The following is a 19,806-nucleotide window of genomic DNA, read 5'->3' as shown; positions in this document are numbered from 1 at the left end:
CAACTTGTGTGGATTTTTACTGGTTGATCGATCGAAATAATTTTCATTGATTGAATGGTAGAAATTTCTCGAAGTTTATTTGAGCGAATTTTTAGTCAGAAAATTGATGAGCCAGAATTAGCACCTTGTCTTAACTAAGGTGCAAAATGATTTTAACTGAAGAGTTTGATCATGGCTCAGATTGAACGCTGGCGGCAGGCTTAACACATGCAAGTCGAGCGGAGATGAGGTGCTTGCACCTTATCTTAGCGGCGGACGGGTGAGTAATGCTTAGGAATCTGCCTATTAGTGGGGGACAACATTCCGAAAGGAATGCTAATACCGCATACGTCCTACGGGAGAAAGCAGGGGATCTTCGGACCTTGCGCTAATAGATGAGCCTAAGTCGGATTAGCTAGTTGGTGGGGGTAAAGGCCTACCAAGGCGACGATCTGTAGCGGGTCTGAGAGGATGATCCGCCACACTGGGACTGAGACACGGCCCAGACTCCTACGGGAGGCAGCAGTGGGGAATATTGGACAATGGGGGAACCCTGATCCAGCCATGCCGCGTGTGTGAAGAAGGCCTTATGGTTGTAAAGCACTTTAAGCGAGGAGGAGGCTACTGAGACTAATACTCTTGGATAGTGGACGTTACTCGCAGAATAAGCACCGGCTAACTCTGTGCCAGCAGCCGCGGTAATACAGAGGGTGCGAGCGTTAATCGGATTTACTGGGCGTAAAGCGTGCGTAGGCGGCTTTTTAAGTCGGATGTGAAATCCCCGAGCTTAACTTGGGAATTGCATTCGATACTGGGAAGCTAGAGTATGGGAGAGGATGGTAGAATTCCAGGTGTAGCGGTGAAATGCGTAGAGATCTGGAGGAATACCGATGGCGAAGGCAGCCATCTGGCCTAATACTGACGCTGAGGTACGAAAGCATGGGGAGCAAACAGGATTAGATACCCTGGTAGTCCATGCCGTAAACGATGTCTACTAGCCGTTGGGGCCTTTGAGGCTTTAGTGGCGCAGCTAACGCGATAAGTAGACCGCCTGGGGAGTACGGTCGCAAGACTAAAACTCAAATGAATTGACGGGGGCCCGCACAAGCGGTGGAGCATGTGGTTTAATTCGATGCAACGCGAAGAACCTTACCTGGCCTTGACATACTAGAAACTTTCCAGAGATGGATTGGTGCCTTCGGGAATCTAGATACAGGTGCTGCATGGCTGTCGTCAGCTCGTGTCGTGAGATGTTGGGTTAAGTCCCGCAACGAGCGCAACCCTTTTCCTTACTTGCCAGCATTTCGGATGGGAACTTTAAGGATACTGCCAGTGACAAACTGGAGGAAGGCGGGGACGACGTCAAGTCATCATGGCCCTTACGGCCAGGGGCTACACACGTGCTACAATGGTCGGTACAAAGGGTTGCTACACAGCGATGTGATGCTAATCTCAAAAAAGCCGATCGTAGTCCGGATTGGAGTCTGCAACTCGACTCCATGAAGTCGGAATCGCTAGTAATCGCGGATCAGAATGCCGCGGTGAATACGTTCCCGGGCCTTGTACACACCGCCCGTCACACCATGGGAGTTTGTTGCACCAGAAGTAGGTAGTCTAACCGCAAGGAGGACGCTTACCACGGTGTGGCCGATGACTGGGGTGAAGTCGTAACAAGGTAGCCGTAGGGGGAACCTGCGGCTGGATCACCTCCTTAACGAAAGATTGGTGACCGGTAAGAATCCACAACAAGTTGTTCTTCGAAGATGTATCTGAGGGTCTGTAGCTCAGTTGGTTAGAGCACACGCTTGATAAGCGTGGGGTCACAAGTTCAAGTCTTGTCAGACCCACCACTACTGACGAAGTGATGAATAATCACAAGCTGCTAGATGAAAAGATATGTCGTTCATTATGATTAAAGCTGGGGACTTAGCTTAGTTGGTAGAGCGCCTGCTTTGCACGCAGGAGGTCAGGAGTTCGACTCTCCTAGTCTCCACCATGAATTAAATGAAATATTTAATTCTGAGCTAAATAGATTATAGAGTTTAATGAATAAAAAGATTAAGTAATTGATCTTGGTTTATTAATCTCTGTGATTTATCACAGTTTACTACGCACCGACGAGGTGGTAGTTAATCATTAACAGATTAGAAAATTGAGTCTGAAATAAATTGTTCACTCAAGAATTTAAGTTGATCGAAGTAATTCGATTGATTTAAACATATTGAGAACTAGCAAAAACACTGAATCAAGCGTTTTGGTATATGAATTTAGATTGAAGCTGTATGGTGATTAAATTCACAGACAACAAACCAGTAGCAATTAAGTTTGCAACGATAACACTCACTTGTATGTGTTAACGACTGTTTGGGGTTGTATAGTCAAGTAATTAAGTGCATGTGGTGGATGCCTTGGCAGTCAGAGGCGATGAAAGACGTGATAGCCTGCGAAAAGCTCCGGGGAGGCGGCAAATATCCTTTGATCCGGAGATTTCTGAATGGGGGAACCCACCCGCTATAAGGCGGGTATCATAAACTGAATACATAGGTTTATGAAGCGAACGAGGGGAAGTGAAACATCTCAGTACCCTTAGGAAAAGAAATCAATTGAGATTCCCTTAGTAGCGGCGAGCGAACGGGGAGCAGCCCATTAAGTTATGTGTGTTTTAGTGGAACGCTCTGGGAAGTGCGAACGTAGAGGGTGATATTCCCGTACACGAAAGGGCACACATAATGATGACGAGTAGGGCGAGGCACGTGAAACCTTGTCTGAATATGGGGGACCATCCTCCAAGGCTAAATACTCCTGACTGACCGATAGTGAACCAGTACCGTGAGGGAAAGGCGAAAAGAACCCCTGTGAGGGGAGTGAAATAGATCCTGAAACCGCATGCATACAAGCAGTGGGAGCCGACTTGTTCGGTGACTGCGTACCTTTTGTATAATGGGTCAGCGACTTATATTCAGTAGCGAGGTTAACCGAATAGGGGAGCCGTAGAGAAATCGAGTCTTAATAGGGCGTTTAGTTGCTGGGTATAGACCCGAAACCAGGCGATCTATCCATGAGCAGGTTGAAGGTTGGGTAACACTAACTGGAGGACCGAACCCACTGTCGTTGAAAAGCCAGGGGATGACTTGTGGATAGGGGTGAAAGGCTAATCAAGCCTGGTGATAGCTGGTTCTCCCCGAAAGCTATTTAGGTAGCGCCTCGGACGAATACCATTGGGGGGTAGAGCACTGTTTCGGCTAGGGGTCATCCCGACTTACCAAACCGATGCAAACTCCGAATACCAATGAGTACTATCCGGGAGACAGACTGCGGGTGCTAACGTCCGTAGTCAAGAGGAAAACAATCCAGACCGCCAGCTAAGGCCCCAAAATCATAGTTAAGTGGGAAACGATGTGGGAAGGCATAGACAGCTAGGAGGTTGGCTTAGAAGCAGCCACCCTTTAAAGAAAGCGTAATAGCTCACTAGTCGAGTCGGCCTGCGCGGAAGATGTAACGGGGCTAAAACTATGTGCCGAAGCTGCGGATTTGACATTAGTCAAGTGGTAGGGGAGCGTTCTGTAAGCCGATGAAGGTGTATTGAGAAGTATGCTGGAGGTATCAGAAGTGCGAATGCTGACGTGAGTAACGACAAAACGGGTGAAAAACCCGTTCGCTGAAAGACCAAGGGTTCCAGTCCAACGTTAATCGGGGCTGGGTGAGTCGACCCCTAAGGCGAGGCCGAGAGGCGTAGTCGATGGGAAATTGGTTAATATTCCAATACTTCTGTGTAATGCGATGAGAGGACGGAGAAGGTTAAGTCAGCCTGGCGTTGGTTGTCCAGGTGGAAGACCGTAGGCATGCATCTTAGGCAAATCCGGGGTGCTCTATGCTGAGAGTCGATAGCAAGCTGTACTTGTACAGTGAAGTGGCTGATACCATGCTTCCAGGAAAAGTCTCTAAGCTTCAGTTACACAGGAATCGTACCCGAAACCGACACAGGTGGTCAGGTCGAGTAGACCAAAGCGCTTGAGAGAACTCTGCTGAAGGAACTAGGCAAAATGGTACCGTAACTTCGGGAGAAGGTACGCTGCTGACGGTGATGGGACTTGCTCCCTGAGCGGTTGGCAGCCGCAGAAACCAGGCCGCTGCAACTGTTTATTAAAAACATAGCACTCTGCAAACACGAAAGTGGACGTATAGGGTGTGATGCCTGCCCGGTGCTGGAAGGTTAATTGATGGGGTTAGCGTAAGCGAAGCTCTTGATCGAAGCCCCAGTAAACGGCGGCCGTAACTATAACGGTCCTAAGGTAGCGAAATTCCTTGTCGGGTAAGTTCCGACCTGCACGAATGGCATAATGATGGCGGCGCTGTCTCCAGCAGAGGCTCAGTGAAATCGAAATCGCTGTGAAGATGCAGTGTACCCGCGGCTAGACGGAAAGACCCCGTGAACCTTTACTGCAGCTTGACATTGAACTTTGACCTTACTTGTGTAGGATAGGTGGGAGGCTTTGAAGTTGGAACGCTAGTTCCAATGGAGCCGTCCTTGAAATACCACCCCTGGTAATGTTGAGGTTCTAACTCTGTCCCGTAATCCGGGACGAGGACCATGTCTGGTGGGTAGTTTGACTGGGGCGGTCTCCTCCCTAAAGAGTAACGGAGGAGTACGAAGGTGCGCTCAGCGTGGTCGGAAATCACGCGTAGAGTATAAAGGCAAAAGCGCGCTTAACTGCGAGACCCACAAGTCGAGCAGGTACGAAAGTAGGTCTTAGTGATCCGGTGGTTCTGTATGGAAGGGCCATCGCTCAACGGATAAAAGGTACTCTGGGGATAACAGGCTGATACCGCCCAAGAGTTCATATCGACGGCGGTGTTTGGCACCTCGATGTCGGCTCATCTCATCCTGGGGCTGAAGCAGGTCCCAAGGGTATGGCTGTTCGCCATTTAAAGAGGTACGCGAGCTGGGTTTAGAACGTCGTGAGACAGTTCGGTCCCTATCTACCGTGGGCGCTGGAAATTTGAGAGGATCTGCTCCTAGTACGAGAGGACCAGAGTGGACGAACCTCTGGTGTACCGGTTGTCACGCCAGTGGCATCGCCGGGTAGCTATGTTCGGAAGGGATAACCGCTGAAAGCATCTAAGCGGGAAGCCTACCTCAAGATAAGATTTCCCTAGGAATTTATTCCTCTAAAGAGCCGTTCGAGACTAGGACGTTGATAGGTTGGGTGTGGAAGCACGGTGACGTGTGAAGCTGACCAATACTAATTGCTCGTGAGGCTTGACTATACAACACCCAAACAGTTGTTGTATTCAAGATAAATTCAATACACAACTTGATTTAGTGTACAAACTAGTTACAATACAGACCCAATAATCTAATCCGTTAATAACTCTTTGGATCGTAAGTAAGGCAAACATTATTAATTAATGTGAATAAGACCCGAAAACACCACAACAGTTTGCTGGCGACAATAGCAAGAGTGAACCACCTGATCCCTTCCCGAACTCAGAAGTGAAACCTCTTCGCGCTGATGGTAGTGTGGCGTTTGCCATGTGAGAGTAAGTCATCGCCAGCTTTTAAATCTAAACACCCCTAACCTAACGGTTAGGGGTGTTTTTTATTGAAAAGAGAAAATAGGATTTATGCTAATATCCTAATAAAGACTTAGATTATTTATAATTATGATTCAAAAGAATATTTTATGGTTAGATTGTTGTGCAGCTGTTTCAGCAGGTTTAATAGTTTTGCTTGCAGCACAATGGTTAAGTCAAATGTATCATTTACCAAAAAACATCATCATTTTCATTGGTTGTACTAACTTATTGTATGCATGTTATTCATTTATATTAGTAAATTATAGAAGGCGATCAGCTACTCTCATCAATATTCTTGTGATAGCAAATGGATTTTGGTGCATTATTTGTTTGATTATAATATGGTGGTTTTGGCATGAAATGACGATATTGGCAATTATGCATATTGGTGGAGAAGCAATTTTTGTCGCTACTTTGGCTAAATTCGAGTATCTCTGGAGAAATAGGCTAATAGTTAGTGACTTTATTTCATAGTTAATATTAAATCTAAGAGCTATAAAAATCATTAAGCTTAAATAAATCAAATATATATAAAATTAGTAAAATTCTGAACTCAAATTTCTATAATAGCTAAAAAGTCAGGTGTGTTTTTTGTTCTATTTTTAATCTAAATATTTATAAAATGGATCATTTAAGTGAAAATTTGATTAAGTGGTTATTCCAGTTTTCATCATTTACATAGATATAAATAATAGATTATTGAAAAAGCGGAGTGTAAATATAATGGAAAAACAATTGGTTGAGAGAGAGAAGAAGTTATTGTTGGAAAAATTAAAAAATCGTTTTGAAAACAACATGCATCGACATTTGAACTTAAGTTGGTATCAGGTTGAGGAAAGGTTAAAACAAGTACCAGATAAATTATGGTCATTGCATCAAATGGAAGAAACAGGTGGAGAACCTGACGTAGTATCAATATATTCAGACTCATCTGACATCATATTTTATGATTGTTCATTAGAATCACCCAAAGGTCGCAGAAGTCTTTGCTACGATCGAGAGGCACTAAATTCACGGAAAGAACACAAACCAATTAGCGATGCTGTTAATGAAGCAGAAGTGATGGGAGTTGAATTGCTGACAGAAGAACAATATAAGCAATTACATTCTATAGACAATTTTGATTTAAAAACATCAAGTTGGGTAAAGACTCCTGAAAATATTCGTATTTTGGGTGGGGCTATCTTTTGTGATTGTCGTTATGGACGAGTTTTCACTTATCACAATGGTGCTCAATCTTATTATTCAACTCGAGGATTTCGTAGTTTGTTAAAAATCTAAGTTCCATTGGGATGAATGATTCCTTGTAGGAAGTTAAAGTAAACGAACCAATTGAATATTTTTTTAATCTTAAATTTTGCCAAGCGCTTGCTTGGTTTTTGTGGTTTTGATACCTTAGTGCTCACTAAATATTCGAAAACAATGACCAATAATCGCTAGGAAGCAAGCATGCAACTTAATCCCTTATATTATACTGAGCAACATTTAGCCTTTGCAGAGAGTGTTAGGCGCTTTACTGAAAAAGAGATTAGCCCTTTTATTAATGAATGGGATGAAGCAGAAACCTTTCCTCGAGAGCTTTATAAAAAAGCAGCCGATATTGGCTTGCTCGGCGTTGGCTTTGATGAAAATTATGGAGGTATTGCGGGGACGGATGCATTCTATACTCTACTTGCCTCAGTCGAGCTAGCGAAATGTGCATCAGGCGGTTTGGCTGCATCTTTGCTTTCACATACGATCGGTACACCACCAATTCAACATTTTGCTCAAGAAGAAGTAAAAGCTGAAGTATTACCAAAAATTTTATCGGGAGAGAAAATTTCTGCATTGGCAATTACTGAACCGAGTGGTGGTTCAGATGTTGCGGCTTTAAAGACTAAAGCGGTGCGAGATGGTGATGATTATATTGTCAGTGGTGAAAAGACCTTTATTACATCAGGTATTCGTGCAGATTACTATTCTGTTGCGGTGAGAACTGATCCCGATGCGAAGGGTGCTAATGGTATTTCAATGTTGCTGATTGATGCACATAGTGAAGGCATTACAAAATCAAAACTAGATAAAATGGGTTGGTGGGCATCGGATACAGCTCATTTGCATTTTGATAATGTGCGCGTGCCAGCTAAAAATTTACTCGGCGCAGAAAATATGGGCTTTTTCGTCATCATGAACAACTTCAACATGGAGCGTTTTTTTCTTGCTGCCAGTAGCTATGGTTATGCATTGGTTTGTTATGAAGAAGCTTTGGATTGGGCTCAACAGCGTCAGACTTTTGGTAAACGCTTAATTGATCATCAAGTCGTTCGTCACAAGTTGGTGGATATGGCGACACGTTTAACTTCAACTCGCGCATTATTGGAAGATACAGCCTACCGTTTAGGAAAACCCGAATTACAGGGAAATGAACTGATTGCGCAAATTTGTATGCTTAAGAATGTTGCAACACAAACGATGCAATTCTGTGCTGATGCTGCGGTACAGACATTAGGCGGTATGGGCTTTATGCGTGGTACGAAATCAGAACGTATTTATCGTGAAGTGAAAGTCAACATGATTGGTGGTGGGGCAGAGGAAATCATGAAAGATCTCGCTAGCCGTCAACTTGGCTATTAATACAAATTTTAAAGGCTTTGAATCAAGAGGAAGTTGGTTTTAAAGCCTTATCCGCATAACAAGAATGAGTTAAATAATAATTTAGGAAAAAGCATGGATGGTTTATCACTTAACCCAATTTATTACACATCTGAACATCTAGCTTTTGCAGATAGTGTTAAACGCTTTGTTGAAAAAGAAATTTCACCCTATGTAAATGAATGGGATGAAGCAGGCACTTTTCCGCGAGAACTTTATCAAAAGGCTGCTAGCATTGGTTTACTTGGTTTAGGTTTCGATGCAGAACATGGAGGAATTCCTGAAGCTGATGCATTTCATGTATTGCTTGCTGCAATTGAGATGGCAAAAGCAGCATCGGGTGGGGTTCATATTTCATTGATGATTCATAGCATTGGTACTCCACCGATTCATCACTTTGCACGTCCTGAGATTCGTGATGAAGTTATGCCGCAAATTATTGCAGGTGAAAAAATTTCAGCCCTAGCGATTACTGAACCGAGTGGTGGTTCCGACGTTGCCGCTTTAAAAACAAAAGCAGTTCGTGACGGGGATTATTATATTGTGAGTGGCGAGAAAACCTTTATTACTTCAGGTATTCGAGCTGATTATTATACGGTTGCAGTACGTACAGATCCGAATGGACAAGGTCCAAAAGGGATCTCGATGCTTTTGATAGATGCGCATAGTGAAGGGATTACAAAATCACCTTTAAAAAAGATGGGATGGTGGGCTTCTGACACAGCACACCTACATTTTGATGAAGTGAGGGTACCAGTAAGTCATTTGCTCGGTCAGGAAAATGCTGGTTTTAAAGTGATTATGAATAACTTTAATATGGAGCGTTTTTGGCTAGGAGCGATAGCCTATGGTTATGCATTAGTTTGCTATGAAGAAGCTTTGGAATGGGCACAACAACGTAAAACCTTTGGCAAGCGCCTAATTGATCATCAAGTGGTACGTCATAAACTTGTCGATATGGCTACGCAACTTACAGCTACTCGTGCGTTATTGGAAGATACTGCATATCGAATGGGAAAAAAAGAACTGCAAGGTAGTGAGCTCATTGCACAGATATCAATGCTTAAGAATGTTGCTACACGTACGATGCAATTCTGTGCTGATGCTGCGGTACAGACGTTGGGTGGTATGGGATTTATGCGAGGTATGAAGTCCGAACGTATTTATCGTGAAGTGAAAGTGAATATGATTGGTGGTGGTGCGGAAGAAATTATGAAGGATTTGATTAGTAAGCAGTTGAAATATTAAGTGGTAAAAAAGGGGGTGATCACTAATTCATCCCCTTTTTAAATTATGTAGGGATTCAATCCACTCATGATTTAACATCGCCCAACGCTCATGATCTTTCCATTCTTTGCCGCCTACACGAAGATATTGACGTGAAAACCCTTCTTTGACAAAGCCCACGCTAGTGACAAGACGAATGGAGCGAGAATTTTCAGGTTGGATATTCGCTTCTAATCGATGCAAGTTCAGTGTTTGAAAAGCTTCTTGTAAAATAAGTTGAAGCCCATGTCGCATATATCCAAGACCTACATATGGATAAAAGGCTTCATAGCCTAAATAAGCAGAATGAAAGAGACCTCGAATGAAATTCGAGATATTAAAGGTACCTGCAATTGCATGGTTTTCAGTTAAGCAGACAAAATAACGATGTTCTTGTTGTAGGTATTGTTCAAAATCTGTAGGAGGGTATGTCCACGGTTGATGTAGATGAATACTATTTTGGTAGGCTTTTTTGATTTCAGCTAAATCACTGAGTTGGGGCTTACGTAAATAGAGCTGACTCATTTCAAAGCCATTTCCCAAACCATTTCTGTCAATTCATCAATTTTCACTTTACCTTCTGGTCGGTACCATGTGACTGTCCAAGAAATAGAACCACCGACTAAACGTCGCCAAATAAACGCATCATGTTTGACTTTGCCTAGAGTGCGTAATTTTTCAATCACATCAAGCCAGACTTGCTCATATTCATTACGCATTTTCAAAAGATAGTCTTGTTTTTCTTTAGAAAGCGCAAACCATTCATGAACCAGCACTGCCATAGCCGCACCAGTATCACCAGTAATTGAGATCAGCTCAGCTCTGATTAAATCACGCAATTGTTGTTCAGGATCATTTGAGCGTTCAGCTGCTTCTTTAAGCCGTGCAAAGTTATAAATAATGGTTTGTTCCATCACAGTAGCAAGAATGTCATCTTTACTTTTAAAGTGATGAAAGAGACTACCTGATTGAATACCAATAAATTCACCAAGTTGGCGAACCGTGGTTTTATCATATCCTTGCTTATAAAACAGATAGGCGGCACCTAAGAGCAAACGTCCACGTGGGCTATCGTCAAAACATACGATTTTTGGTATTTGCTCAATTGAAGTTGCGATCATGCCTGTCCGTCAATCCCGTTTAATCAAAGTGTATTGTAACAAAATTCATTTCATGAATTGTCTTATCTTTTTATAACAAGCATTTGCTTGAATTTGTCTGTTTTTGCTTATACAGCATATCATTCTGCACTTTACAAACCAAGCACTTGCTTGGTAATGTTGTGTTGTTTTTAATAATAATGAGAAAGCTCATGACAAGCGTCAAGCAGGATGACCAAAAGTTAGTAAAAATTGGATGTGCTTCTGGGTTTTGGGGCGATACCAATACAGCTGCTTTTCAGTTGGTGCATCTGAGTGATATTGATTATTTGGTCTTTGATTATCTATCTGAAATTACCATGTCAATCATGGCTAAAGCAATGATGACTGATCCTAATCATGGTTATGCATTGGATTTTGTTAGTCGTGTGATGTCTCCACTGATTAATAAAATTGCTGAAAAGAAAATCAAAGTAATCAGTAATGCAGGTGGGGTAAATCCCTTAGCTTGTCGTGATGCTTTACAAAAAATCATTGATGAAAAGGGCTTAGATTTAAAAGTAGCTGTGGTACTTGGTGACGATGTATTGCCAAAGCACACTGAACTACAGCAAAAAAATATCAAAGAAATGTTTAATGGTGAGCCTTTGCCTGCACATGTGGCGAGCAGTAATGCCTATTTAGGTGCTGTTGCTATTCGTGACGCTTTAGATTTGGGCGCGGATATTGTGATTACAGGTCGTGTTGTTGATTCGGCTGTGGTACTTGCACCGTTGTTGCATGAATACAAATGGTCATTGGATGACTATGACAAACTCGCACAAGGTTCATTGGCTGGGCATGTAATTGAGTGTGGTGCTCAATGTACAGGTGGTAATTTTACTGATTGGCGTTTAGTACAAGGCTTTGACAACATGGGTTTTCCAATTGTAGAAGTCAGTGCAGATTCCTCTTTTGTTGTGACTAAACCACAAGGTACAGGTGGTTTAGTGTCGACTGCAACGGTCGCAGAGCAAATCGTTTATGAAATTGGCAATCCACAAGCCTATTTACTTCCTGATGTGACAGCTGATTTTAGCCAAGTCCATTTAGAACAAGTGGGTGATGATCGAGTTAAAGTCACAGGTGCAACAGGTCGAGCGCCAACTCAACAATATAAAGTGAGTGCCACTTTTGCCGATGGTTATCGTGTTTTAGTCAGTTTCTTAATCGCAGGTCGCGAAGCGCCTGAGAAAGCACAAACCATTGCCAATGCCATTATCAATAAATGTGAGCGTGTATTGGCTTTACGTTCCGTTCCTCCATTTACAGAAAAATCGATCGAAATTTTAGGTATTGAAAGCACCTATGGGGCACATGCACGCATTAAAGAAAGTCGTGAAGTCGTGGTCAAAATTGCAGTCAAACATATGTTTAAAGAAGCGTGTATGTTCTTCGCTTCGGAAATCGCACAAGCTTCCACAGGTATGGCCCCTGCATTAGCGGGCATTGTCGGGGGGCGTCCTAAAGCTTCTGCAGTCGTGAAATTGTTCTCTTTCCTGATTGATAAAGATCAAATCAAGGTTGAAGTTGATTTTGCTGGTCAGCGACATCCTGTTGAGATTCCTACTGGCTCAGCTACACAGAATTTCGCCCCCCATCCAACTGGTGAAGTCGCAACTTATCAAGGCGATGAAATCGAAGTGCCTTTGATTGAGATTGCTCATGCTCGTAGTGGAGATAAAGGTAACCATAGCAATATTGGTGTGATTGCGCGTAAAGCAGAATATTTGCCGTGGATTCGAGCGGCGCTCACTGAAGCAAATGTTTCAGACTATATGCAGCATGTTTTAGATCCAGAAAAGTCAAAGGTCATTCGTTATGAATTACCTGCGATGAATGCACTGAATTTTATGTTGGAAAATGCCTTAGGTGGCGGTGGGATTGCAAGTTTACGTATTGATCCACAAGGTAAGGCTTTTGCACAGCAATTGTTAGATATGCCAGTCAAAGTACCAGCGAAATTGTTAGAAAAATAAGTAAGGGATGTAAATCAAATGGGTTATCAATCAATTTTCAGAGCAGATGCATTTGACGACAAAGTGATTATTGTCACAGGTGGCGGCTCAGGTATTGGACGCTGTACAGCACATGAGCTGGCATCTCTAGGTGCTCAAGTTGTGATTACAGGTCGAAAAATTGAAAAGTTAGAAAAAACTGCAGCAGAAATTAGCGAAGATGGTGGAAAAGTCCATTTTATCGTTTGTGATAACCGTGATGAAGAACAAGTCAAAAGCATGATTGCTGAAGTCATTGAAAAATTTGGCAAGCTCGATGGTTTAGTGAATAACGCAGGTGGGCAATTTCCTTCGGCATTGGAAAATATTTCTGCTAATGGCTTTGATGCTGTGGTTCGCAATAATTTGCATTCTACATTCTATTTAATGCGTGAAGCCTATAACCAATGGATGGCTAAACATGGGGGCAGCATCGTCAACATGACTGCAGATATGTGGGGCGGTATGCCAGGTATGGGACATTCAGGTGCAGCACGCTCAGGTGTGGATAACCTGACTAAAACGGCTTCTGTAGAATGGGGTAAATCGGGTGTGCGCGTCAATGCAGTTGCGCCAGGATGGATTATTTCATCAGGTATGGACAACTATAGTGGTGACTTTGCCAAAGTGATCATTCCGAGTTTGGCAGGTAATGTTCCGTTAAAACGTATGGGTACAGAATCTGAAATTTCTTCAGCAATTTGTTATTTGCTTTCTGATGCAGCGGCTTTTGTTTCAGGGGTAACTTTACGTATTGATGGTGCTGCATCTCAGGGAACACGCATGTATCCATTGGCAGATGCAACCAATAGCCAGTCTTTTAATGGTTTCCATCGTGCTTTTATTCCAGAAATTTTTAAAGACAAAGCTGGAGAATCAAAAGAATGACCATTCTCCAATCTGAAATTGCAGTCGGTAGTGAGCAGTATCAACAAAACCGTGAAGCTTTGTTGAATCAAATTGCGGAAGTACGTGCAGTACAGCAAAAGAGTATTGATAAATCTTATGCGGCTAAACCAAAGTTTGATAAGAAAGGCAAAATCTTGCCGCACGAACGTGTGCGCTTACTATTGGATGCGGATTCACCTTTTGTCGAGTTGTGTGGCTTAGTCGGCTACAACATGCATGATGATAAAGATGGTTCAGAAGCAGGTGGCGGTATTATTGCGGGTTTGGGCTTTGTTAGTGGGGTACGCTGCCTAGTCTCTGCAAGTAATAGTGCGATCAAAGGCGGCACTATGTCACCGATGGGTGTGCAGAAAACCTTACGCTTACAGAAAATCGCACTTGAACAAAAACTACCGATTGTTACTTTAACGGAAAGTGGTGGGGCAAATCTTAATTATGCTGCTGAAGTATTTACCTATGGTGGTATGACCTTTGCCAATCAAGCACGGATGTCTGCCGCAGGGATTCCACAAATTTCAGTGGTACATGGTAATGCCACAGCAGGTGGAGCATATCAGCCTGGTCTGTCTGACTATGTGATCGCGGTGCGCAAACAAACCGAAATGTTATTGGCTGGTCCGCCATTGTTATTGGCTGCGACTGGTGAGGTGGCAACGGCTGAAGAGTTGGGTGGTGCTGAAATGCATACCCAAGTTTCAGGTGTAGCAGAATATTTGGCGGAAAATGATGCAGATGGGATTCGACTTGCTCGTGAGATTTTAGAGCATTTGAATTGGAAGGAACAAACCACTAGTCTAAATCAAAACTACAAAGAACCGCGTTTCGCGCCTGAAGAGTTGCTTGGCATTATTCCCAAAGATCCAAAGCAACCTTTTGATATGAAAGAGGTTGTAGCTCGTATTATTGATGATTCAGATTTTCTTGAGTTTAAACAGGAATACGATGCTTTAACCGTATGTGGTTGGGCGAAAATGGGTGGCGTACATATTGGCATTATTACCAACAATGGACCTATCACACCACAAGGTGCGGTCAAAGCAGCACAATTTATTCATCTGTGTGAGCAGACCAAACGACCACTTTTATTCCTGCATAACACTACAGGTTTTATGGTGGGAACAGATGCTGAACAGAACGGCATCATTAAGCATGGTTCGAAATTAATCCAAGCAGTTGCGAATGCGACTGTACCGAAAATCTCGATTATTGTGGCTGGTTCCTACGGTGCAGGCAACTATGCGATGTGTGGGCGTAGTCTCTCTCCAAGTTTTATCTTTGCATGGCCAAATTCACATGTTGCGGTAATGGGGGCAGCACAAGCGGGGAAAGTGTTGCGTATCGTCGCAGAAGGTAAACAGAAAGCTTCTGGAATGGAACCGAATCCGCAAATGTTGGATTTCCTAGAGCAAAGCACTGCGATGAAATTAGAACAACAATCGACTGCTTTGTTTAATACAGCAATGTTACATGACGATGGCATTATCGATCCAAGAGATACGCGTAAAGTCCTGATCTTCTTGCTACAAACCATTTATGAAGCACAACAACGTGAACTTAATCCAACACGTTTTGGTGTATCGAGATTTTAAAAATCCCTCCCGACCTCCCTTTAAAAAAGGGAGGAGTTCCCCTCTATATTAAAGAGGGGTTAGGGGAGATTAAATTTAAGGAAAAAAATAATGAAATTTACCGCAGAGCATGAAGCATTACGTCGTACCGCACGTCAGTTTGTAGAAAACGAACTCAATCCATTCATTCCAGAGTGGGAGGCAGCAGGACGCTTTCCGATTCATGACGTTTTTAAGAAAATGGCAGATTTAGGTTTGCTGGGTATTTGTAAGCCAGAAGAAAATGGCGGTTTGGGTTTGGATTATTCATATAATCTTGTTGTCGCTGAAGAATTAGGGCGTGCAGCATGTGGTGGTGTGCCACTGGCGATCGGTGTGCAAACCGATATGGCGACACCTGCACTTGCTCGTTTTGGTAGCAAAGAATTAAGAGAAGAATTTTTGAATCCTGCGATTCGTGGTGAATATGTGGCATCAATTGCAGTATCAGAAGTGCATGCAGGTTCAGACGTAGCAGCAATCAAAACCACTGCAAAAAAAGATGGCGATGATTATGTAATTAATGGCAGCAAAATGTGGATCACCAATTCACTGCAAGCGGATTTCTTCTGTTTACTTGCCAATACCTCAGATGATAAACCGCATGTCAATAAATCCATGATTATTGTGCCTGCGAAGACTGCGGGTATCAGTTTTTCAGAGCCACTGAATAAATTAGGTATGCGTTCTACAACAACTGCTCAAGTCTATTTTGATAATGTTCGAGTACCACAACGTAATTTGGTTGGTGCTGAAGGCATGGGCTTCATGATGCAAATGATGCAGTTCCAAGAAGAGCGTATGTGGGCATGTGCGAATGCAGTAGGTGGTTTAGAAAAAGTCATTCAACAAACCATTGATTATGCTAAAGAACGTACCACCTTTGGTCAACCATTGATTAATAATCAATATGTACATTTCCGCTTCGCCGAGTTAATGACTGAAGTTGAAGCATTAAAAGCACTGACTTATCAAGCTTGTGAACAGCATATCGCAGGGGAAAATGTCACGATGTTGGCTTCGATGGCGAAACTCAAGTCGGGACGTCTCACTCGTGAAGTCGCTGATACCTGTCTGCAATATTGGGGAGGCAATGGCTTTATGTGGGATAACCCAGCTTCTCAACTTTATCGTGATGGTCGCCTTGGTTCAATTGGTGGTGGTGCCGATGAAATTATGCTCGGGATTATTTGCAAGTTGATGGACATTTTGCCGAAGAAACAGAAAAACTAGCTACGTTGCTCTTGCAGCGTTAAAAATTGGCTCTAAATGCTCAAATATGAGCAAGGAAATAGCGAAATATATTTCGTCCTTGCGCAAGATATTCTGCGCTTTTTCGCCAATTTTATGCCTTGCAATAGTTGCCTCGCCATACGTTTTTCTTATTGGATTTAGGACTTATAAAAATGCTAAATAATTTACAAGTGGATGAAAGTCTCCAACTTGAACAACAGGGCAGTATTTTAACGATGTGGCTTAATCGACCTGAAAGTCGCAATGCCATGAGTCTCAATATGGTCAATGCGATTCAACAGGTCTTTACCCAAATAGCAGATGATGTATCGATTCGTGCTGTGATTTTACGTGGTAAAGGCGGACATTTCTGTGCAGGCGGTGACATTAAAGATATGGCAGCACTCCGTGTAGAGGCGGCGAATGTGGGTAGCTTACAGCCATATGCTGATTTTAACCGTCGTTTCGGTGCCATGATTGAACAAGTTGATCAAGCACCACAAACCGTGGTTGCGGTATTAGAAGGTGCGGTCTTAGGTGGAGGTTTTGGCTTGGCTTGTGTTTCTGATGTCGCGATTAGTCGCGATACGGCACAGTTTGGCTTACCTGAAACAGGCTTAGGTGTTTTGCCAGCGCAAATTGCACCTTTCGTAGTTAAACGCATTGGACTAACACAAGCGCGTCGTTTGGCATTGTTGGGTTCTCGTTTCAATGGTGAGACAGCGCAGAAGTTAGGTGTAGTGCATGATGTAGTGCATGATGAAAATGAACTAGAGCAGTTACTGAGCGATACAGTTCAACAAATCAAACGTGCTGCACCATTGGCTTCTCGCAATACTAAAGCTTTGTTACATCGTACTTTGAATGAACCTTTAGATGCTCTACTCGATGATGCTGCACAGCAATTTGCGCAAGCTGTCGGTGGAGTAGAAGGTCAAGAAGGCACGATGGCATTTATTCAAAAACGTTTACCAACTTGGACTGAGCAATGATGAAATTTTCAAAAGTTTTAGTCGCAAATCGTGGTGAAATCGCAGTTCGAGTGATGCAAACAGCGAAAGCGATGGGCTATCAGACAGTTGCTGTATATTCGGATGCAGATGCCAATGCTCGCCATGTTCAAGTGGCTGATGAAGCTGTATACATTGGTGCATCTAAAGTCTCTGAGTCTTATTTGTCGATTACCAATATTATCGAAGCCTGCAAAAAGACAGGTGCCGATGCTGTTCATCCTGGTTATGGATTTTTATCTGAAAATACCGATTTCGCCCAATCTTGTAGTGATCATGGCATCACTTTTATTGGTCCAAATGCGACTGCGATTCATTTGATGGGTAGTAAGCGCTTGTCAAAAATCGCCATGCTTGAGGCGGGTGTACCTTGTGTACCAGGTTATGAAGGTGATCGACAAGATATCGAATATTTAGCTGAACAAGCAGAAAAAATTGGTTTCCCCTTGATGGTGAAAGCATCTGCTGGTGGTGGTGGGCGTGGTATGCGCTTGGTTAACCAGTCTGCTGATTTACTCGAAGCTTTAAAAACAGCGCGTTCAGAAGCCGAAAATGCATTCGGTTCAGGTGAACTCATTATTGAAAAAGCAGTGATCGCACCCCGTCATGTGGAAATTCAAGTGTTTGGTGATACGCATGGCAATTACGTTTATTTATTTGAACGAGATTGTTCAATTCAACGCCGTCATCAGAAAGTAGTCGAAGAAGCACCTTGTCCCGTGATGACACCTGAATTACGTCAGCAAATGGGCGAGGCTGCTGTTGCTGCCGCCAAAGCTTGCGACTATATCGGTGCAGGTACAGTTGAATTCTTACTTGATCAATCAGGTGAGTTTTATTTCCTGGAAATGAATACTCGTTTACAGGTTGAGCATCCAGTAACAGAAATGATCACGGGCCTCGATTTAGTTGAATGGCAACTCCGTGTCGCAAATGGTGAAAAATTACCTTTACAGCAGCATGAACTGACCCTCAACGGACATGCAATTGAAGTGCGTTTATATGCGGAAGACCCACGTCAGGACTTCTTGCCACAGACAGGAAAAGTGTTGCGTTGGCAGCCTGCTGAGTTGCCGAATGTGCGGATTGATCATGGTATGTTAGAACAGGGTGAAATTAGCCCGTTTTATGATCCAATGGTGGCGAAGATAATTGCTTATGGTAAAACTCGTCAGGATGCGATTCGTCTGTTAGCGCGTGCAGTAAATGATTGTGTGCTACTGGGTGTGAACAGTAATAAACAGTTTTTGGTGAATTTATTACGTCATCCAATTGTCGTGGCAGGTGATACCAATACCTCATTTATTCAACAACATTTTCAGGATGATGTCAGCCTACATCAGCAAGCGCCAAGTTTGGAGAACCTTGCGGTTGCTGCGGCATTGTTCACCCAACTGAACCAAGCAAAAGTTTCATGGCAAACAGGTATTTCTGTGCCTTTCCCATTAAAACTGAAATGTGCAGATCAACAGCTATTACTCCATGTCCAAACAGATCATGATCAACTGATCGCTATGCTGTGTGATCAGCAAGTCAAGATTAAGATTCTAGCGATTCAAGATACACAGATCATTTATGATGTAGATGGTATACGCCGTAAATTGAGTTATGTACTTGATCAAAATCAGCTTTATTTAGATACAGCGAATGGCAATCTCATCATAGAGAATAGCACTTACGCAGAACCTGAAGCGGTTGAAGTTATCGGTGACGGAAAGATTCGAGCACCAATGGATGGTGCGATTGTGAATCTATTGGTCAACGCTGGTGATACCGTTACCAAAGGTCAAACTTTGTTGATTTTGGAAGCGATGAAAATCCAGCAACAGATTAAATCTGATGTGGATGGTGTTGTTGATGAGCTGATCGGTCAAGTCGGTCAACAAGTGAAAAAACGACAATTGTTATTAAATGTCACAGTTGCATAAAACGTATGAATTAAAAAGCTAGGCTAGACCTAGCTTTTTAATAATTTCTCTACAGCATTGAGTGAACTTCTCGAATTTCCCTTTAATTCTTGTGTTGCAAACTCTGCCAAAGCTTGTTCATGTGCCAATAAATATTGCAGAAAGGTTTGAGTCTGAGCATCAGCGTGTTGATTCATTCTCTCAAATGTTTCCATAAAAGGTTTGGTACCTTGTTTAAGCAAATGCATCGCAACTTTCCACGGAAGCTTTGCCATCGCAATCCCTGATGCTTTGGCTTGTAATTTAATATGTGGTCGAATCTTTGCGGTATGACCATTTTGAATCAGAAAATTTTGTAACTTATGTAAAGTTTGAGTTTCTAATTGAGCCAAGACATTCCATTTATATTGTTGTTCAGCCGAGCGGGTATGCTTTGCTGCATTAAGAAAAATTATTTCACCTAAGATTTCAGATTCAAGTGCAGTATTTAAGTCCTGTTGCAGTTTTGGGTAATTCATTCCATTGATTTCCAAAAAAAAGGCTTTCGTGAG

General features: G+C 42.8%; 13 protein-coding genes, 2 tRNA genes and 3 rRNA genes. 15 read left to right on the top strand and 3 right to left on the bottom strand.

Translation table 11 applies throughout. The features are described from left to right. Window positions 1-153: 153 nt before the first annotated feature. The 9 genes from H2677_RS13200 to H2677_RS13160 all read left to right on the top strand — a co-directional run bounded on the left by H2677_RS13200 (window position 154) and on the right by H2677_RS13160 (window position 9,435). Window positions 154-1,693: ribosomal RNA gene (locus H2677_RS13200) — 16S ribosomal RNA — on the top strand. Window positions 1,694-1,752: 59 nt separating this feature from the next. Next, window positions 1,753-1,829: transfer RNA gene (locus tag H2677_RS13195), tRNA-Ile, on the top strand. 70 nt (window positions 1,830-1,899) lie between these two features. Continuing rightward, a tRNA-Ala gene (locus H2677_RS13190) sits at window positions 1,900-1,975 on the top strand. Window positions 1,976-2,355: 380 nt separating this feature from the next. Beyond that, a 23S ribosomal RNA gene (locus tag H2677_RS13185) occupies window positions 2,356-5,247 on the top strand. A gap of 175 nt (window positions 5,248-5,422) precedes the next feature. Beyond that, window positions 5,423-5,537, top strand: a 5S ribosomal RNA gene (rrf, locus tag H2677_RS13180). The 16S, 23S and 5S rRNA genes sit together here with 2 tRNA genes alongside, the layout of an rRNA operon. Window positions 5,538-5,640: 103 nt before the next feature. Further along, a complete protein-coding gene (locus H2677_RS13175; protein WP_212639616.1) occupies window positions 5,641-6,030 on the top strand; it encodes a hypothetical protein in 390 nt (129 codons plus the stop codon). Between the two features lie 249 nt (window positions 6,031-6,279). Next, window positions 6,280-6,837 carry a DUF4256 domain-containing protein gene (locus tag H2677_RS13170; RefSeq protein WP_212638722.1) on the top strand — a complete coding sequence of 186 codons (558 nt, stop codon included), beginning with the start codon at window positions 6,280-6,282 and terminating at the stop codon, window positions 6,835-6,837. A gap of 168 nt (window positions 6,838-7,005) precedes the next feature. Next, window positions 7,006-8,169 carry an acyl-CoA dehydrogenase family protein gene (locus H2677_RS13165; RefSeq protein WP_004950236.1) on the top strand — a complete coding sequence of 388 codons (1,164 nt, stop codon included), beginning with the start codon at window positions 7,006-7,008 and terminating at the stop codon, window positions 8,167-8,169. Window positions 8,170-8,262: 93 nt separating this feature from the next. Then, window positions 8,263-9,435 carry an acyl-CoA dehydrogenase family protein gene (locus H2677_RS13160; RefSeq protein ID WP_199955693.1) on the top strand — a complete coding sequence of 391 codons (1,173 nt, stop codon included), beginning with the start codon at window positions 8,263-8,265 and terminating at the stop codon, window positions 9,433-9,435. Window positions 9,436-9,462: 27 nt separating this feature from the next. Here H2677_RS13160 and H2677_RS13155 read toward each other — a convergent pair whose 3' ends face one another. Together H2677_RS13155 and H2677_RS13150 are read right to left on the bottom strand one after the other, a co-directional pair. Beyond that, the gene (locus tag H2677_RS13155; RefSeq protein ID WP_004950241.1) at window positions 9,463-9,978 is read right to left on the bottom strand and encodes a GNAT family N-acetyltransferase; all 516 of its coding nucleotides are present in this window, start codon (window positions 9,976-9,978) and stop codon (window positions 9,463-9,465) included. Beyond that, a complete protein-coding gene (locus tag H2677_RS13150; protein WP_004950245.1) occupies window positions 9,975-10,574 on the bottom strand; it encodes a TetR/AcrR family transcriptional regulator in 600 nt (199 codons plus the stop codon). The genes H2677_RS13155 and H2677_RS13150 overlap by 4 nt, the downstream gene beginning before the upstream one ends. 191 nt (window positions 10,575-10,765) lie before the next feature. Here H2677_RS13150 and H2677_RS13145 point away from each other — a divergent pair, with 191 nt between their 5' ends. The 6 genes from H2677_RS13145 (at window position 10,766) to H2677_RS13120 (ending at window position 19,276) form a co-directional block, all read left to right on the top strand. Then, window positions 10,766-12,571 carry an acyclic terpene utilization AtuA family protein gene (locus tag H2677_RS13145; RefSeq protein ID WP_212638721.1) on the top strand — a complete coding sequence of 602 codons (1,806 nt, stop codon included), beginning with the start codon at window positions 10,766-10,768 and terminating at the stop codon, window positions 12,569-12,571. 18 nt (window positions 12,572-12,589) lie between these two features. After that, entirely contained in the window at window positions 12,590-13,477 is an 888-nt protein-coding gene (locus H2677_RS13140) for an SDR family oxidoreductase (RefSeq protein ID WP_004950251.1), read from the top strand. Next, entirely contained in the window at window positions 13,474-15,087 is a 1,614-nt protein-coding gene (locus H2677_RS13135) for an acyl-CoA carboxylase subunit beta (protein ID WP_212638720.1), read from the top strand. Before H2677_RS13140 ends, H2677_RS13135 begins: the two co-directional genes overlap by 4 nt. Window positions 15,088-15,177: 90 nt before the next feature. Further along, window positions 15,178-16,338, top strand: a complete 1,161-nt coding sequence (locus H2677_RS13130) for an acyl-CoA dehydrogenase family protein (RefSeq protein WP_212638719.1) — start codon at window positions 15,178-15,180, stop codon at window positions 16,336-16,338. Between the two features lie 173 nt (window positions 16,339-16,511). Further along, the gene (locus H2677_RS13125; protein WP_212638718.1) at window positions 16,512-17,330 is read left to right on the top strand and encodes an enoyl-CoA hydratase/isomerase family protein; all 819 of its coding nucleotides are present in this window, start codon (window positions 16,512-16,514) and stop codon (window positions 17,328-17,330) included. After that, the gene (locus H2677_RS13120) at window positions 17,330-19,276 is read left to right on the top strand and encodes an acetyl/propionyl/methylcrotonyl-CoA carboxylase subunit alpha (protein WP_212639615.1); all 1,947 of its coding nucleotides are present in this window, start codon (window positions 17,330-17,332) and stop codon (window positions 19,274-19,276) included. The genes H2677_RS13125 and H2677_RS13120 overlap by 1 nt, the downstream gene beginning before the upstream one ends. 29 nt (window positions 19,277-19,305) lie before the next feature. Here H2677_RS13120 and H2677_RS13115 read toward each other — a convergent pair whose 3' ends face one another. Next, window positions 19,306-19,773: a hypothetical protein gene (locus tag H2677_RS13115; protein WP_212638717.1), complete on the bottom strand. Its 468-nt coding sequence runs from the start codon at window positions 19,771-19,773 to the stop codon at window positions 19,306-19,308. Between the last annotated feature and the right edge of the window lie 33 nt (window positions 19,774-19,806).

The organism is Acinetobacter junii (assembly GCF_018336855.1).
GTDB classification, from domain to species: Bacteria; Pseudomonadota; Gammaproteobacteria; order Pseudomonadales; family Moraxellaceae; genus Acinetobacter; species Acinetobacter junii.
The sequence above is the reverse complement of the archived record's forward strand: the minus strand, read 5'-3'. Positions and strand labels throughout refer to the sequence as shown.

Excerpts from the sequence above, each read along its gene's own strand:
- H2677_RS13170 (WP_212638722.1), top strand. The coding sequence starts at position 6,280 with ATGGAAAAACAATTGGTTGAGAGAGAGAAGAAGTTATTGTTGGAAAAA.
- H2677_RS13165 (WP_004950236.1), top strand. The coding sequence starts at position 7,006 with ATGCAACTTAATCCCTTATATTATACTGAGCAACATTTAGCCTTTGCA.
- H2677_RS13160 (WP_199955693.1), top strand. The coding sequence starts at position 8,263 with ATGGATGGTTTATCACTTAACCCAATTTATTACACATCTGAACATCTA.
- H2677_RS13155 (WP_004950241.1), bottom strand. The coding sequence starts at position 9,978 with ATGAGTCAGCTCTATTTACGTAAGCCCCAACTCAGTGATTTAGCTGAA.
- H2677_RS13150 (WP_004950245.1), bottom strand. The coding sequence starts at position 10,574 with ATGATCGCAACTTCAATTGAGCAAATACCAAAAATCGTATGTTTTGAC.
- H2677_RS13145 (WP_212638721.1), top strand. The coding sequence starts at position 10,766 with ATGACAAGCGTCAAGCAGGATGACCAAAAGTTAGTAAAAATTGGATGT.
- H2677_RS13140 (WP_004950251.1), top strand. The coding sequence starts at position 12,590 with ATGGGTTATCAATCAATTTTCAGAGCAGATGCATTTGACGACAAAGTG.
- H2677_RS13135 (WP_212638720.1), top strand. The coding sequence starts at position 13,474 with ATGACCATTCTCCAATCTGAAATTGCAGTCGGTAGTGAGCAGTATCAA.
- H2677_RS13130 (WP_212638719.1), top strand. The coding sequence starts at position 15,178 with ATGAAATTTACCGCAGAGCATGAAGCATTACGTCGTACCGCACGTCAG.
- H2677_RS13125 (WP_212638718.1), top strand. The coding sequence starts at position 16,512 with ATGCTAAATAATTTACAAGTGGATGAAAGTCTCCAACTTGAACAACAG.
- H2677_RS13120 (WP_212639615.1), top strand. The coding sequence starts at position 17,330 with ATGAAATTTTCAAAAGTTTTAGTCGCAAATCGTGGTGAAATCGCAGTT.
- H2677_RS13115 (WP_212638717.1), bottom strand. The coding sequence starts at position 19,773 with ATGAATTACCCAAAACTGCAACAGGACTTAAATACTGCACTTGAATCT.